The organism is Luteimonas sp. MC1750 (assembly GCF_016615955.1).
In the GTDB taxonomy this organism is placed as follows: Bacteria; Pseudomonadota; Gammaproteobacteria; order Xanthomonadales; family Xanthomonadaceae; genus Luteimonas.
Genome location: NZ_CP067113.1, coordinates 1,973,899 through 1,987,321, shown reverse-complemented (window position 1 = coordinate 1,987,321; position 13,423 = coordinate 1,973,899). Strand labels below are relative to the sequence as shown.

Below are 13,423 nucleotides of genomic sequence, written 5' to 3'. Positions count from 1 at the left end.
GGCGGAAACCGCGGATTTTACCGGACTGTCGACGGTGCACGCGGATCCCCGGCGAGCCGGGAACGCGCGTGGGCGGCAAACGCGTCGGGCAGCAGCCCGGGGGCGAACAGGAAGCCCTGGCCGACGGGCACGCCGAGCTGCAGCAGGAAGTGGCGCTGCGCTTCGTGCTCGATGCCCTCGGCCACCAGCGCCAGGCGCAGGCTGCGCGCGATCCCGGCCACGGCCTGGCACACCGCCACGTCGGACTGGTTGTCGGGCACGCCGGAGACGAACAGCTGGCTCAGCTTCAGCCCCTGGATCGGCAGCCGGCGCAGGTAGTTCAGCGCGCTGTAGCCCTCGCCGAAATCATCGATCGCCAGGCCCACGCCCAGCGCGCGCAGCGCGGCGAAGTTGCCCAGGGTCTCCGGCGCGTCCTCGATCAGCACCCGCTCGGTGAACTCCAGCTCCAGCGCGCTGCCGGGCAGGTCGAAGCCGCGGAGCAGGCTGCGCAGCGACGCCGTCAGGTCGCTTCCCAGGAGCTGCCGGTACGACACGTTCACCGCCACGCGCACGATGCCCAGGCCCTCGTCGCGCCACGCGGCGACCTGGCGGCAGGCTTCGTGCAGCACCCAGTGGCCGATGCGCACGATGTCGCCGGTGCCCTCGGCCTGCGCGATGAAGTGGTCGGGACGCATCTCGCCCAGGCGCTCGTTGCGCCAGCGGATCAGCGCCTCGGCGCCGACCACGCGCCCGCTGGCGAGCTCGACCTGCGGCTGGTAGACGAGGTGGAACTCCTGGTTGTCGGCGGCGTGGCGCAGCTGGGTCTCGAACTGCAGCCGGTCGCGCTTCGACTGCGCCAGTGCCGGGTTGTAGGCCAGGCGGCCGTTGCGGGTACGTCGCTTGCTCTCGTACATCGCCGCGTCCGCGTGCTGGATCAGCGTCTGCGCGTCGGCACCGTCCTGCGGCGAGCGCGCCAGGCCGATGCTCGCGGTGACCACGAACTCGTCGCTGTCGAAACCGAAGCCGATCGCGAAGGCGTCGAGGATCGAATCGGCCAGCCGCTCGGGCCGGGCAGGGTCGTCGCCGCAGCTGCACACGACCAGGAACTCGTCGCCGCCGAAGCGGGCGATCAGACCTTCCTCGCCCACGGCGCGGCGCAGCCGTTCGGCGGCGGCGGTCAGCAGGTCGTCGCCGGCCGCGTGGCCCAGCACGTCGTTGATCAGCTTGAAGCGGTCGAGGTCGATGTAGAGCACCGACACCGGCTGCCCGTCGGCCAGGCGCTCGCGGATCTCGGCCAGCATGGCGTCGCGGTTCAGCAGGCCGGTCAGTGGATCGCTGCGCGCCAGCACGCGCAGGTTCTGCTCGCCGTGCTTGCTGACGGTGATGTCCTGCAGGGTCCCGGTGACCAGGGCCGAGCCGGCCACGCCGCTGCCGCTCTCGCCGATCACGCGCACCCAGAACGCCTGGCCGTCGCCGCGCTGGCCCTGCAGGTCGAGGTCGAAGCCGGTGCCGCCGGTCGCCCCCGCCAGCACCTGGCGCAGGCGCGCGGCGTCGCCGGTCAGCAGGCAGGCGAGCATCGCCTCCATCGAACCAAGGTGCCGCGTCCGGCCCAGGATGTGCGCGGCTTCGCGGGTCAGGTAGAGCTGGCCGCTGGCGCGGTCCCACTCCCAGCCGCCGATGCTGGCCAGCGCCTGCACGCGGTCGAACAGCGCGCTGTCGCGCTTGAGGCCGGTGACGTCGGAGAACATCGACAGCACCTGGTCGGGGCGGTCGCCGCCGGCGGCATAGTGCGGAATCGACGTCACCGACAGCCACAGCAGGCGGCGCTGGGTGCGGTGGAACAGGCCGAGCACGGTGCTGCGCACGATGCGCCCCTCATGCAGCGCGCGCAGGGACGGGTACTCGGCCAGCGGCAGCTCGCTGCCGTCGGCGCGCAGCGCCATCCACTGCGCCGGCAGGCTTCCGTCGCGCGGCACCGGCGTGCCCTCGCGCACGCCGAGCATGCGCAGCGCCGCGGAGTTCGCGTGCAGCACGCTGCCGTCCGCGGACTGGATCACGATGCCCTTGTCGATCTGCTCGAGCAGGTCGTGGTAGCGCACCTCGGCCTCGCGCCGGCGGCTGAGGTCGCGCGCGACCGCCACCACGCAGCGCTGGCCGTCGCGGTCGAAGCCCGCCGAGTGCACCTCCACGGGAAAACGGGTGCCGTCGGCGCGCATGTTGCTGACCTCGATGACGTAGGTCTCGCCGCGGTCGAGCGCCTCCAGCACCGGTGCCATGTGGTCCTCGGGCAGGTCGGGGTTGAGCACGTGGATCGGCTGGCCGACGACCTCATGCCGGGGCCGGCGGTAGGCGGCCATGCCGGCGTGGTTGAGGTCGAGCACCGTGCCGTCGGCGGCGATCACGCTGACCGGATCGGGCACCGCGTGGAACAGCGCGTGGTAGCGCGTCTGCGCGTCGCGGACATCGGCGCTGGCCGCGCGCAGCGCATCGGCCGCCTGCGCGAGGAGCTGGCGCGTGGCCGCGGGCAGGGACGGGTCCACGGCCGCCACCTCCAGTTCCGCCAGCACCGCGCTGCCGCCGCCTTCGATCGGCACCTGCAGCAGCCGGTCCGGCGGCGGGCCGTTCACGCGCTGACCCTGGCCCGTGTCACCCGGCTGCCGCTGGCGCGTCCCAGCACGCCCGACAGCCAGGCCCCCGTGTCGACCAGGGCGTCGAGCTCGACGCCGGTCTCGATGCCGAGCCCGTGCAGCATGTAGACCAGGTCTTCGGTCGCGAGGTTGCCGCTGGCGCCGCGCGCGTAGGGACAGCCGCCGGTGCCGGACACGGCCGCGTCGACCACGGCCACGCCGTCCTCGAGACAGGCCAGCACGTTGGCCAGGGCCTGGCCGTAGGTATCGTGAAAATGGATCGCGAGCGCGGCCATCGGCACCTCCGATGCGACCGCCCGCAGCATGGCGCGCGCCTTCGCAGGCGTGCCGACGCCGATGGTGTCCCCGAGCGAGACCTCGTAGCAGCCCATCGCGTGCAGCGCGCGCGCCACGCGCACCACGTCGGCCAGCGGCACCTCCCCCTGGTAGGGGCAGCCGAGCACGGTCGAGACATAGCCGCGCACGCGCACGCCATCGGCGCGCGCACGCTCCAGCACCGGTGCGAAGCGCTCCAGCGACTCGTCGATGCCGGCATTGGTGTTGCGGCGGTTGAAGGCTTCGGACGCCGCGGTGAACACCGCCACCTCGTCGGCCCCCACCGCGCGGGCGCGTTCGTAGCCCTGCAGGTTGGGCACCAGCACCGGATAGGCCACGCCGGGCCGGCGGGTGATGCCCGAGAACACCTCGGCGGCGTCGGCCAGCTGCGGCACCCACTTGGGGCTCACGAAGCTCGTGGCCTCGACCGTGCGCAGGCCGGTGGCCGACAGCCTGTCGACGAGTTCGATCTTGTCCGCGGTGGCCACCAGCGCGGACTCGTTCTGCAGTCCGTCGCGCGGCCCGACCTCGACGATGCGCACCTGTGCCGGACGCGCCACCTCAGTCCTCCAGCGTGACCAGCACGGCGTCGGCATCGACGAAGTCGCCTTCGCGCGCCAGCACCTCGCCCACCACGCCGTCGCGCGGCGCCTTCAGCGCAAGCTCCATCTTCATCGCCTCCATCACCAGCAGCTCCTGGCCTTCGCTGACGCGCTCGCCCGCCTGCACCCGCGTGACCACGATACGCCCCGGCATCGGCGCCGCAACCCGGTTGCCGCCGCCCGCGCCCTCGCTGCGCGCGGGCTCGTAGGCCCCGACGCGTTCGAAGCGCCAGTGGCGGCGCCCGTCGTGCAGGCGCACGGCGGTGCCGTCGGTGTCGAGCGCGTAGCGGAGTCCCCGGCCGTTGAAACGCGCATGCAGGGTGCCCGAGGCCAGCCGGGCGCCTTCCACGCGCAGCGGCGCGGCGTCGGCGAACGCGATCCGATAGTCGCCGCCGGCGCCGTGCGCGACCGCGACCTGGCGCGTGTCGCCTTCGCCCAGGACCACGCGGCGCAGCCCGGCATGGCCCAGACGCCAGCCATCGGCACTGCCCCAGGGTGAGCCGGGATCGCTGCTGCCGGCCGCCGCGCAGCGCGCCTCGGCCTCGGTTCCGAGCAGCGTCGCGACCACGGCCGCGGCGCGTGCATCATCCGCGCCTTCGGCCGGTGCGCCGTCGTCGCCGATGAACTCGTCCAGGTGGCGGTCGAGGTATCCGGTGTCGATGCGGCCTTCGACCACGGCGGGGTGCCGGGCCAGCCGCTCGAGGAAGGCGATGTTGGACTTCGGTCCTTCGATCACGCAGGCGGCCAGCGCCGACCGCAGGCGCGCCAGCGCCGCGGCGCGGTCGTCGGCGTGGACGATGAGCTTGGCGATCATCGGGTCGTAGAAGATCGTCACCACGTCGCCCTCGACCACGCCCGAATCGATGCGCACGCCATCGGCGTCCGCGGGCAGGCGCAGGCGCTGCAGGCGGCCCGAGCCGGGCAGGAAGCCGGCGTCCGGGTCCTCGGCGTACAGGCGCACCTCGATCGCGTGCCCGCGCTGCGGCACGTCGGCCTGCGCCAGCGGCAGGGGCTCGCCGGAGGCAACGCGCAGCTGCCACTCGACCAGGTCGAGCCCGGTCACCATCTCGGTGACCGGATGCTCGACCTGCAGCCGCGTGTTGATTTCCATGAAGAAGAAGTCGCCCGAGGGCGCCACGATGAACTCCACCGTGCCGGCGTTCTGGTAGCCGATGGCACGCGCCGCCAGCACCGCCGCCTCGCCCATGCGCGCACGCAGCTGCGGCGTCAGGAAGGGCGAGGGCGCCTCTTCCAGCACCTTCTGGTAGCGGCGCTGGGCCGAGCACTCGCGCTCGTTCAAATGGATGGTGTTGCCCTGCGCATCAGCGAACACCTGGATCTCGATGTGCCGCGGCGACTCGATGTAGCGCTCCAGCAGCACCCGGTCGCGGCCGAAGGCATTGCGCGCCTCGCGCTGGCAGCTTTCCAGCGCGGGCAGGAAGCCGTCGGCGGCGCGCACGATGCGCATGCCCTTGCCACCGCCGCCGTACGCGGCCTTGATCATCAGCGGGTAGCCGATGCGGTCGGCCTCGCGCTGCAGCAGTCCGGGCGCCTGGTCCTCGCCGGTATAGCCCGGCACCACCGGCACCCCGGCCGCCGCCATCAGCTCCTTGGCCCCGGCCTTGCTGCCCATGCGCCGCATCGAGTCCGCCTTCGGCCCGATGAACACCATCCCCGCGGCCTCGACCGCATCGGCGAAGTCCGCGTTCTCGCTGAGGAATCCATACCCGGGATGGATGCCCTGCGCGCCGCTGGCGAGCGCCGCCGCGATGATCGCCTCGCCGCGCAGGTAGCTGTCCTGCGGCCGCGGTCCCCCGATGGGCCAGGCCTCGTCGGCCAGCTGCACGTGCTGCGCGCCGGCGTCGGCCTCCGAGTACACCGCCACCGTGGCGATGCCCATGCGGCGGGAGGTCCGGATGACGCGGCAGGCGATTTCGCCGCGGTTGGCGATGAGGATCTTCGAGAGCATTTTTTTGGCCACGGATCTGCGCGGATAAGAGCGGATTTACACGGATAAAGCAGGGGAGAGTCTAAGAGAAAACGCGGCGGCGGAATTCCGGGCTCGGGCCGAAGTTGAGGAGAAGCCCGAGGCGGATGCCGGTGGCCTTCAAGTAGTTGATGAGTTGGGCTTCATGCGCGGGAGCGATCCGGAGGACGGCCTTGATCTCGATGAGGAAATGATCGTTGACGAGCATGTCGGCCCTGAACTGGCCGACGACTTGCCCGTGGAATCGCACGTCAATGGGCACCTGTCTCCTTACATCAAACCCGCACTCCTCGAGCCTGACGGCCAGCGCCGCTTCGTACACGCTCTCGAGAAATCCGTGCCCCAGCTCGTTGTACGTATCGAAGAACGCCCCGATCACCTTCCCGCTGAGTCCGCCAGACACCAATCCACCGCCGGCCGCATCCATGCGCCCACCTCCCGATAGCCGTGCCCACTCTAAACCGCTCTATCCGTGTAAATCCGCTCTTATCTGCGCAGATCCGTGGCCAAATAAGCTCCTCCTGTCACTCCACCCAACCCGGCCTGCGCTTGTCCAGGAATGCCCCCAGGCCTTCCTGGCCTTCGGGGGAGACGCGCAGGGCGGCGATGAGGGCGGCGTTGTCGTGGTCGAGGCGGTCGCGGTCGGTGGTGGCGGCGGTTTCGCGGACCAGGCGCTTGGCGTCGGATGCGGCGAAGGGCGCGGCCTTGAGGAGCAGCGCGAGCTGGCGGTCGATGGCGGCGTCCAGTGCGTCCGCCGGCACGACCTGGTGCAGCAGGCCGATGCGCAGGGCTTCGGCGGCGTCGAAGAGTTCGGCGGTGGCGAAGTAGCGGCGGGCGTTGCGGGTGCCGATGGCGCGGATGAGGTAGGGCGAGATCACCGCCGGCAGCAGGCCGAGGCGGCTTTCGGTCAGGCCGAACGTCGCCCCGGCCACGCCGATGGCGATGTCGCAGCAGGCCACCAGGCCGACGCCGCCGCCGAAGGCCGCGCCCTGGACACGCGCGATCGTCGGCTTGGGCAGTTCGTCCAGGGTGCGCATCAGCCGTGCCAGGCGCAGCGAGTCCTCGCGGTTGGCGTCCTCGCTGGCGGCGGCCATGCCGCGCATCCAGTTGAGGTCGGCGCCGGCCGAGAACGAGGCTCCCGCCGCCTCCAGCACCACCACGCGGACGCCGGGGTCGCGCCCCAGCGCCTGCAGCGCCTCGGTCAGCGCGGCGATCAGGGCGTCGTCGAAGGCGTTGTGCAGGGCAGGGCGGTCCAGGCGCAGGCGCGCGACCGCGCCCTCGCGGGCCAGCGTGAGGTTTGCCGACATGGGAAGGCCTTGAAAAAAAGAGGATGGCCGATGATACCGGCCGGTCCGGCGCGCTTTATAATGAGAACCATTCCCAACCGGACCTGCCCGTGAGGCTTTCCGAACTTCCGCGCCGCGTGCGTGGCGTGGTCGAGCGCGTCGAGGCGCGCTTCGAAAACGATCCGATCGCCCGGCGCCTGCGCGAGCTGGGTTTCGTCGCCGGCGAGGACGTGCAGGTGACCGCCGCCGGGCCCTTCGGCGCGGAGCCGCTGCTGGTCCAGGTCGGCTATACGCGCTTCGCGCTGCGGCGCGAGGAGGCCGCGCGGGTCTTGCTGGCGGCGGTCGAGGACGCGTGCGGCACCGGGCTGGCCGGAGAGTCGCGCGCCGCGCGCGCGCGTGACGCCGCCGCATGAGCGAGCTCGCCGCCGTCGTCCCCCGCCTGGCCCTGGTCGGCAACCCGAACTGCGGCAAGACCGCGCTGTTCAACCAGCTCACCGGCAGCCGGCAGAAGGTCGCCAATTACGCCGGGGTCACCGTCGAGCGCAAGGAGGGCCGGCTGCTCGCGCCCTCGGGCCGCGCCTACGCCGTGCTCGACCTGCCCGGCGCCTACAGCCTGGTGCCTTCGAGCCTGGACGAGGCGATCACCCGCGACCTCTGCCGTGGCTTCTATCCCGGCGAGCCCGCCCCGGACGTCATCGTCTGCGTGGTCGACGCCACCAACCTGCGGCTGCACCTGCGCTTCGCGCTGGAGGTGCGCGAGCTCGGCCGGCCGATGGTGCTGGCGCTGAACATGGTCGACGTGGCGGCACGCCGCGGCGTGCGCATCGACCGTGCTGTGCTGGAAGCCGAGCTCGGCGTGCCGGTGGTGGAAACCGTCGCGGTCCGCCAGGACGGCGCGGCCGCGCTGGTCGAAGGCATCGAGGCCATGGCCGCCGCGCCGCGGGCTCCGGAAAGGCGGCTGGGCGGGGTGGCGCACGCGATGACCACCGACGAGGCGCTCCACGCCGAGACCCGCCGCCTGCTGGCGCTGGCCGTGGCCATGCCCACGCGCACCGCCCACGTCGACGACGCGCTCGACCGCTGGCTGCTGCACCCGGTGTTCGGCCTGCTGACGCTGGCGGTGGTGATGTTTCTGATCTTCCAGGCGGTCTACGCCTGGGCGACGCCGGTGATGGACCTGATCGAGTCCGGCACGGCCTGGCTCGGCGGCGCGGTGGGCGGTGCGATGCCGGACGGGCCGCTGCGCAGCCTGCTGGTTGACGGCCTGATCGCCGGGCTCGGCGGGGTCGTGGTCTTCCTGCCGCAGATCCTGGTGCTGTTCGCCTTCATCCTTGCGCTCGAGGAGTCGGGCTACCTGCCGCGAGCGGCCTTCCTGCTCGATCGGATGATGGCCTCGGCCGGACTGTCGGGGCGTTCGTTCATCCCCCTGCTGTCGAGCTTCGCTTGCGCGGTGCCCGGCATCATGGCCACGCGCTCGATCCAGGATCCGCGCGACCGCATCGCCACGATCATGGTCGCGCCGCTGATGACCTGCTCGGCGCGGCTGCCGGTATACGCCCTGCTGATCGGCGCCTTCATCCCGGCGCGGAAGGTCGCCGGCGGCTTCCACCTGCAGGGGCTGGTGCTGTTCGGGCTGTACATGGCCGGCATCGCCAGCGCGCTGGCGGTGTCGTGGACGATGAAGCGCTGGCGCCGCGACCGCAGCGAGCATCCGCTGATGCTGGAGTTGCCCTCCTACCGCGTGCCGCATCCGCGCGACCTGCTGATCGGGCTGTACGAGCGCGCGATGATCTTCCTCAAGCGCGTGGGCGGCATCATCTTCGCGCTGACGGTGCTGCTGTGGGTCCTGCTGTCGTTCCCGGCGCCTCCGGCCGACGCGGTCGGCCCGGCGATCGACTACAGCTTCGCCGGGCGCATCGGCCATGCGCTGTCGGCGGTGTTCGCGCCGCTGGGCTTCAACTGGCAGATCTGCATCGCGCTGATCCCGGGACTGGCCGCGCGCGAGGTCGCGGTGGCGTCGCTGGCGACGGTCTACGCGCTGTCGGCGGCCGACGACGCGGCGGCCAGCGAAGCCCTGCTTCCGATCATCAGCGACGGCTGGTCGCTGGCGACGGGGCTGTCGCTGCTGGTGTGGTTCATCTACGCGCCGCAGTGCATCGCGACCTGGGCGGCGATCCGCCGCGAGACCGGCTCGTGGAAGCTGATGGCGGTCAACGCGCTGTTCCTGTTCGGGCTGGCCTACCTGGCGTCGCTGGTGACCTACCAGGTGGCGAAGACGCTGGGAGCGGGCTGATGGAAGCCGGCCTCGCGCTGCAGTACGTCGTGGTCGCGGCGGTGGTCGCCCTCAGCGCGTGGATGGTGCTGCGCCGGCAGTTCCCCCTCGCCGCGCGTCGCCTGCGCGTGGCGGTGGCGATCCCGATGGTGCGCGACGGCCGGCCGGCCTGGCTGCGCGCGCTGGGCCGCAGGATCGCCCCGCCGACACCGGCCGGAGCCAAGGCCTGCGGCAGCTGCAGCGGCTGCAGCTGACCCGGCGCCTGCACCTGTCGAGGGCTGCCACTGAGGGTCTGCCTATGCGGATGGACCTGCCACCCGGAATGACCTGCCCCTGTAGGAGCGGCTACAGCCGCGATCCGCGCAGGTCGGGGCAGTGGTGGACTTCCTGATGGGCTGATCGCGGCTGTAGCCGCTCCTACAGGCGCGGCGCAGGTCGAGGCGGTGGAGTCCGTGAGGGGCCGATCGCGGCTGTAGCCGCTCCTGCAGGGGCGGCGCGGGTCGAGGCGGTGGAGTCCGTGAGGGGCTGACCGCGGCTGTAGCCGCTCCTGCAGGGGCGGCGCTTGGCTAGTGGCGGGAGCGCGAGTTGGGGCGCTTGGGCATGCGGCGCATGTCGCTGGTCGGGGTCAGGTCGACCGACAGCGTGAAGGTGCGCGCGTCGCCGGGGTGGATCGCGCCGACGCCGACGACCTGGTGCGAGACCTCGTTGCCCTCGTCGTCGCGGATGGTCAGCACCACCGAGTATTCCCAGGCGCCGCCTTCGGACGGGTGCCGGATCTCGCCCTCGACCTGCAGCGCACGGGTGACCTCGACCGACTGCGCCTTGTCGTCGAAGCGCAGGTAGTGGCGGCACGACGGGCAGACCGTCGCGCTTTCCAGGATCAGGGTCTTGCAGTGCGGGCAGGTGCGGGTGGCACCTGCCGCGCCGGGGCGCTGGTTCACGGGGCGACGTCGAGGCCGGCCTTGTCCCTGCTGTCCTTCTGCGCCTTGTCGTCCTTGCCCGTGGCGGGGCCGGCATCGTCCCAGCCGCACTCGACGTGGCCGCGGATGCGCGAGCCCGAGGCGACGGTCAGCGTGCCGGCCTTGACGTCGCCGACCAGCACCGCGGAGGGCTGCAGCTCGACGCGCTCGGCGGATTCGATGTTGCCTTCCAGCTCGCCGGCGACGGTCACGCGCCTGGCGCGCACGCCGCCGTTGAGGCGGGCGCCGCCGTCGATGGTCAGGTCGCCCTCGACGTTGACATCACCCTTGAACTTGCCGGCGATGCGCACGTTGCCGCTGCCGGAAATCTTGCCTTCGATGGTGAGGTCGGATGCGATCACGGATTCACGCGCCTGCGGGGCCGCGGGCGCTGCCGGGCGCTGGGTGGCCTGGAAAGGAGTTTCGGCGGGCTCGAACGAGGCGATCGCCGGGGAAGGCTCGCGCGCGGGGGCGACGGCGTCCTTGAAGGGCAGGTCTTTCTTGGCGGAGCCTTGCGGGAAGATGGACATGGCGCGGGGATTCCTCGGAACGGGCGGGGCAGGGGGGAGGCCGACGATATCATGACGCCACCTTCACAGGCCTGTGACCCAGCGCACGCAATCCGAAGCCCGACAAGGACTTAGCGCCACTCCCGCCCCGTGCGGCCCCCCGGACGACCCCCTGTAGGAGCAGCTACAGCTGCGATCCCGCCGACGTCATAACTCCGGCCTACCTCGAACACACGAACGTGGATCCCGGAGTGAACGGATCGCAGCTGTAGCTGCTCCTACAGAAGACGCCCGCGGAGCGGGGGTCACATGCGGAACACGCCGAAGCGGGCCGGCTCGATGGGGGCGTTGAGCGAGGCGGAGACAGCCAGGCCCAGCACCCGCCGCGTGTCGGCCGGATCGATGACGCCGTCGTCCCACAGCCGCGCGGTCGCGTACCACGGGCTGCCCTGGTGCTCGTACTGGTCGCGGATCGGCGCCTTGAACGCCTCCTCGTCGCCAGGGCTCCACTCGCCGCCGCGGGCTTCAATGCCGTCGCGCCTCACGGTCGCCAGGACGCTTGCGGCCTGCTCGCCGCCCATCACGCTGATGCGCGCGTTGGGCCACATCCAGAGGAAGCGGCCGCCGTAGGCGCGGCCGCACATGGCGTAGTTGCCGGCGCCGAAGCTGCCGCCGATGACGACGGTGAACTTCGGCACGCTGGAACACGCGACGGCGGTGACCATCTTCGCGCCGTCCTTGGCGATGCCGGCGTTCTCGTACTTGCGACCGACCATGAAGCCGGTGATGTTCTGCAGGAATACCAGCGGGATGCCGCGCTGGTTGCACAGCTCGATGAAGTGCGCGCCCTTGAGCGCGCTCTCGCCGAACAGGATGCCGTTGTTGGCGACGATACCGACCGGATAGCCATGCAGGTGCGCAAAGCCGGTGACCAGGGTCTTGCCGTAGCGCGCCTTGAACTCCTGGAATTCGCTGCCGTCGACGATGCGCGCGATCACCTCGCGGATGTCGAACGGGCGGCGGGTGTCCCTGGGCACGATGCCGTACAGCTCTTCCGCCGCGAACAGCGGCTCGACCACCGGGCGGCAGGCGACCGGCAGCAGCTTGCGGCGGTTGAACGTGCCGACGATGTCGCGCGCGATCTGCAGCGCGTGGCGGTCGTCCTCGGCGAAATGGTCGGCCACGCCGGAGACCGCGGTGTGCACGTCGGCGCCGCCCAGCGACTCGGCATCCACCACTTCGCCGGTGGCCGCCTTCACCAGCGGCGGGCCGCCGAGGAAGATCGTGCCCTGCTCCTTGACGATGATCGACTCGTCGCACATGGCCGGCACGTAGGCACCGCCCGCGGTGCAGCTGCCCATCACCACCGCCACCTGCGGGATGTTCTCGGCCGACATGCGCGCCTGGTTGTAGAAGATGCGGCCGAAGTGCTCCCTGTCCGGGAACACCTCGTCCTGCAGCGGCAGGAAGGCGCCGCCGGAGTCGACCAGGTAGACGCAGGGCAGGTGGTTCTCGCGTGCGACTTCCTGCGCGCGCAGGTGCTTCTTCACCGTCATCGGGAAGTAGGTCCCGCCCTTGACCGTGGCGTCGTTGGCGACCACCACCACTTCGGTCCCCATGACGCGGCCGATGCCGCAGACCATGCCGGCCGCGGGCGCGGCGCCGTCGTACATCTCCTCGGCGGCCAGCGGCGCGATCTCGAGGAAGGGCGATCCGGGGTCGAGCAGGGCGGCGATGCGCTCGCGCGGCAGCAGCTTGCCGCGTGCGACGTGCTTGTCGCGGGCGGTGTCTCCGCCGCCGTCCGCGGCCCGCGCAAGCCGCGCGTCGAGCTCGTCCACCAGTGCGCGGTGGAAGGCGACGTTGTCCTGGAACTCCTGCGAGCGGGGATCGAGGCTGGACTTCAGTGCGGGCATGCGGGAACCGGAGGCTGGCAGGGCCCCCAAGGATACCCGCAGGCGCTCAGTCGCCGCCGTCCCTGTCGTCGTCGTTGTAGCCGGCTTCCACCGCGTCGCTCGCCACGGGCGCGCGCTCGTACTGGTTGGAATTGTCATCGCGGGTCGCGCCTTCCGCGCCGGCCACGTCCGCGGCGGCGGAGTCGTTCGCGTCCTGTCCGGTGGCCTCGATCGCCACGGTCTCGGCTTCGGCGGCGTTGAGGCCGCCGGCAACGGCCGGGCCTTCGCCGGTGACGCCGGTGGCGCGCGGCTCGCCGGTGCCGGGCGTCGCGGCGCCGCCGGTCAGGCCGGCCACGTCCTGGTCGCTGTCCCCGGTGGCGTCCGTGGGTACGGTGGCGCGGTCGTAGCCGTCGTCGCCATCGGCGACCGGCTCATGATTGGTGCATGCGGCGAGGGCGAAGCCCAGCGGCAGCAGGAACAGCAACGAGCGGATATCCATCACGTCGGTCCTCGGTCGCGCCGTGGCGCGAAGCGGACGGCCCGCGGGCGCGGGCCGTCCGGTACAGCGGTGGATCAGTTACGGACGTCTTCGGCGGCCTTGTCGGCGGCGTCGGAAGCGTTCTCGAGCGCGTCGGACGTCGCCTCGCGGGTGCGGGCTTCGGCCTCGGCGGCAGCGGCGCGGGCTTCCTCGCTGGCGTTCTGCGCGGCAGCTTCGACGTCGGCGGCAGCCTGGTCGGCGGCGGCTTCGGCTTCGGCGGCGGCGTCGCGGGTCGCGGCGGCGGCGGCGTCCACGCCCGCTTCGGCGGCGTCACCGGCGGCGACGGCGGCGTCCTGGGCGGAATCGCCGGCACGCTCCATCGCGGCCTTGGCTTCGGCGGCGTTCTGGTCGGCGGTGGTGCCGTCGTTCTGGCAGGCGGCCAGCGCGAAGATGCAGGCGGTGGCCAGGATGGCGGTCTTGATCTTCATGGTGTCGA

At 71.8% G+C, this 13,423-nt stretch carries 13 protein-coding genes; 3 read left to right on the top strand and 10 right to left on the bottom strand.

All coding sequences use genetic code 11. The features are described from left to right. Positions 1-17: 17 nt before the first annotated feature. The 5 genes from JGR68_RS09270 to JGR68_RS09250 form a co-directional block, all read right to left on the bottom strand. Positions 18-2,606: an EAL domain-containing protein gene (locus JGR68_RS09270; RefSeq protein ID WP_234446480.1), complete on the bottom strand. Its 2,589-nt coding sequence runs from the start codon at positions 2,604-2,606 to the stop codon at positions 18-20. Next, positions 2,603-3,502, bottom strand: a complete 900-nt coding sequence (locus JGR68_RS09265; RefSeq protein WP_199361730.1) for a hydroxymethylglutaryl-CoA lyase — start codon at positions 3,500-3,502, stop codon at positions 2,603-2,605. The genes JGR68_RS09270 and JGR68_RS09265 overlap by 4 nt, the downstream gene beginning before the upstream one ends. A 1-nt stretch (position 3,503) precedes the next feature. Next, on the bottom strand, positions 3,504-5,513 hold the full coding sequence (locus JGR68_RS09260; RefSeq protein WP_199361731.1) for an acetyl/propionyl/methylcrotonyl-CoA carboxylase subunit alpha: 2,010 nt from the start codon (positions 5,511-5,513) through the stop codon (positions 3,504-3,506). Positions 5,514-5,574: 61 nt separating this feature from the next. Beyond that, complete coding sequence (locus JGR68_RS09255; RefSeq protein ID WP_199361732.1) at positions 5,575-5,958, bottom strand: GxxExxY protein; 384 nt, start codon at positions 5,956-5,958, stop codon at positions 5,575-5,577. A gap of 97 nt (positions 5,959-6,055) precedes the next feature. Continuing rightward, positions 6,056-6,838, bottom strand: coding sequence for an enoyl-CoA hydratase-related protein (locus tag JGR68_RS09250; protein ID WP_199361733.1), 783 nt, complete (start codon positions 6,836-6,838; stop codon positions 6,056-6,058). Positions 6,839-6,927: 89 nt separating this feature from the next. Here JGR68_RS09250 and JGR68_RS09245 point away from each other — a divergent pair, with 89 nt between their 5' ends. From JGR68_RS09245 to JGR68_RS09235, 3 genes are read left to right on the top strand one after another with little or no spacing between them, the layout of a single operon-like run. Beyond that, the gene (locus tag JGR68_RS09245) at positions 6,928-7,230 is read left to right on the top strand and encodes a FeoA domain-containing protein (RefSeq protein ID WP_199361734.1); all 303 of its coding nucleotides are present in this window, start codon (positions 6,928-6,930) and stop codon (positions 7,228-7,230) included. Beyond that, positions 7,227-9,110, top strand: a complete 1,884-nt coding sequence (locus JGR68_RS09240; RefSeq protein WP_199361735.1) for a ferrous iron transporter B — start codon at positions 7,227-7,229, stop codon at positions 9,108-9,110. The genes JGR68_RS09245 and JGR68_RS09240 overlap by 4 nt, the downstream gene beginning before the upstream one ends. Beyond that, positions 9,110-9,343, top strand: a complete 234-nt coding sequence (locus tag JGR68_RS09235; RefSeq protein ID WP_199361736.1) for a DUF6587 family protein — start codon at positions 9,110-9,112, stop codon at positions 9,341-9,343. Before JGR68_RS09240 ends, JGR68_RS09235 begins: the two co-directional genes overlap by 1 nt. Positions 9,344-9,655: 312 nt before the next feature. Here JGR68_RS09235 and JGR68_RS09230 read toward each other — a convergent pair whose 3' ends face one another. From JGR68_RS09230 to JGR68_RS09210, 5 genes are all read right to left on the bottom strand, one after another. Then, positions 9,656-10,030 carry a hypothetical protein gene (locus JGR68_RS09230; RefSeq protein ID WP_199361737.1) on the bottom strand — a complete coding sequence of 125 codons (375 nt, stop codon included), beginning with the start codon at positions 10,028-10,030 and terminating at the stop codon, positions 9,656-9,658. Then, positions 10,027-10,578 carry a polymer-forming cytoskeletal protein gene (locus JGR68_RS09225; protein WP_199361738.1) on the bottom strand — a complete coding sequence of 184 codons (552 nt, stop codon included), beginning with the start codon at positions 10,576-10,578 and terminating at the stop codon, positions 10,027-10,029. Before JGR68_RS09225 ends, JGR68_RS09230 begins: the two co-directional genes overlap by 4 nt. A 284-nt stretch (positions 10,579-10,862) precedes the next feature. Next, on the bottom strand, positions 10,863-12,470 hold the full coding sequence (locus tag JGR68_RS09220; RefSeq protein WP_199361739.1) for a carboxyl transferase domain-containing protein: 1,608 nt from the start codon (positions 12,468-12,470) through the stop codon (positions 10,863-10,865). Between the two features lie 46 nt (positions 12,471-12,516). After that, the gene (locus JGR68_RS09215; RefSeq protein WP_199361740.1) at positions 12,517-12,948 is read right to left on the bottom strand and encodes a hypothetical protein; all 432 of its coding nucleotides are present in this window, start codon (positions 12,946-12,948) and stop codon (positions 12,517-12,519) included. Positions 12,949-13,022: 74 nt separating this feature from the next. Beyond that, positions 13,023-13,415: a hypothetical protein gene (locus tag JGR68_RS09210; RefSeq protein WP_199361741.1), complete on the bottom strand. Its 393-nt coding sequence runs from the start codon at positions 13,413-13,415 to the stop codon at positions 13,023-13,025. Positions 13,416-13,423: the final 8 nt, after the last annotated feature.

Coding starts and splice junctions, on each gene's coding strand:
- JGR68_RS09260 (WP_199361731.1), bottom strand. CDS start 5,513: ATGCTCTCGAAGATCCTCATCGCCAACCGCGGCGAAATCGCCTGCCGC.
- JGR68_RS09255 (WP_199361732.1), bottom strand. CDS start 5,958: ATGGATGCGGCCGGCGGTGGATTGGTGTCTGGCGGACTCAGCGGGAAG.
- JGR68_RS09250 (WP_199361733.1), bottom strand. CDS start 6,838: ATGTCGGCAAACCTCACGCTGGCCCGCGAGGGCGCGGTCGCGCGCCTG.
- JGR68_RS09240 (WP_199361735.1), top strand. CDS start 7,227: ATGAGCGAGCTCGCCGCCGTCGTCCCCCGCCTGGCCCTGGTCGGCAAC.
- JGR68_RS09235 (WP_199361736.1), top strand. CDS start 9,110: ATGGAAGCCGGCCTCGCGCTGCAGTACGTCGTGGTCGCGGCGGTGGTC.
- JGR68_RS09225 (WP_199361738.1), bottom strand. CDS start 10,578: ATGTCCATCTTCCCGCAAGGCTCCGCCAAGAAAGACCTGCCCTTCAAG.
- JGR68_RS09220 (WP_199361739.1), bottom strand. CDS start 12,470: ATGCCCGCACTGAAGTCCAGCCTCGATCCCCGCTCGCAGGAGTTCCAG.
- JGR68_RS09215 (WP_199361740.1), bottom strand. CDS start 12,948: ATGGATATCCGCTCGTTGCTGTTCCTGCTGCCGCTGGGCTTCGCCCTC.
- JGR68_RS09210 (WP_199361741.1), bottom strand. CDS start 13,415: ATGAAGATCAAGACCGCCATCCTGGCCACCGCCTGCATCTTCGCGCTG.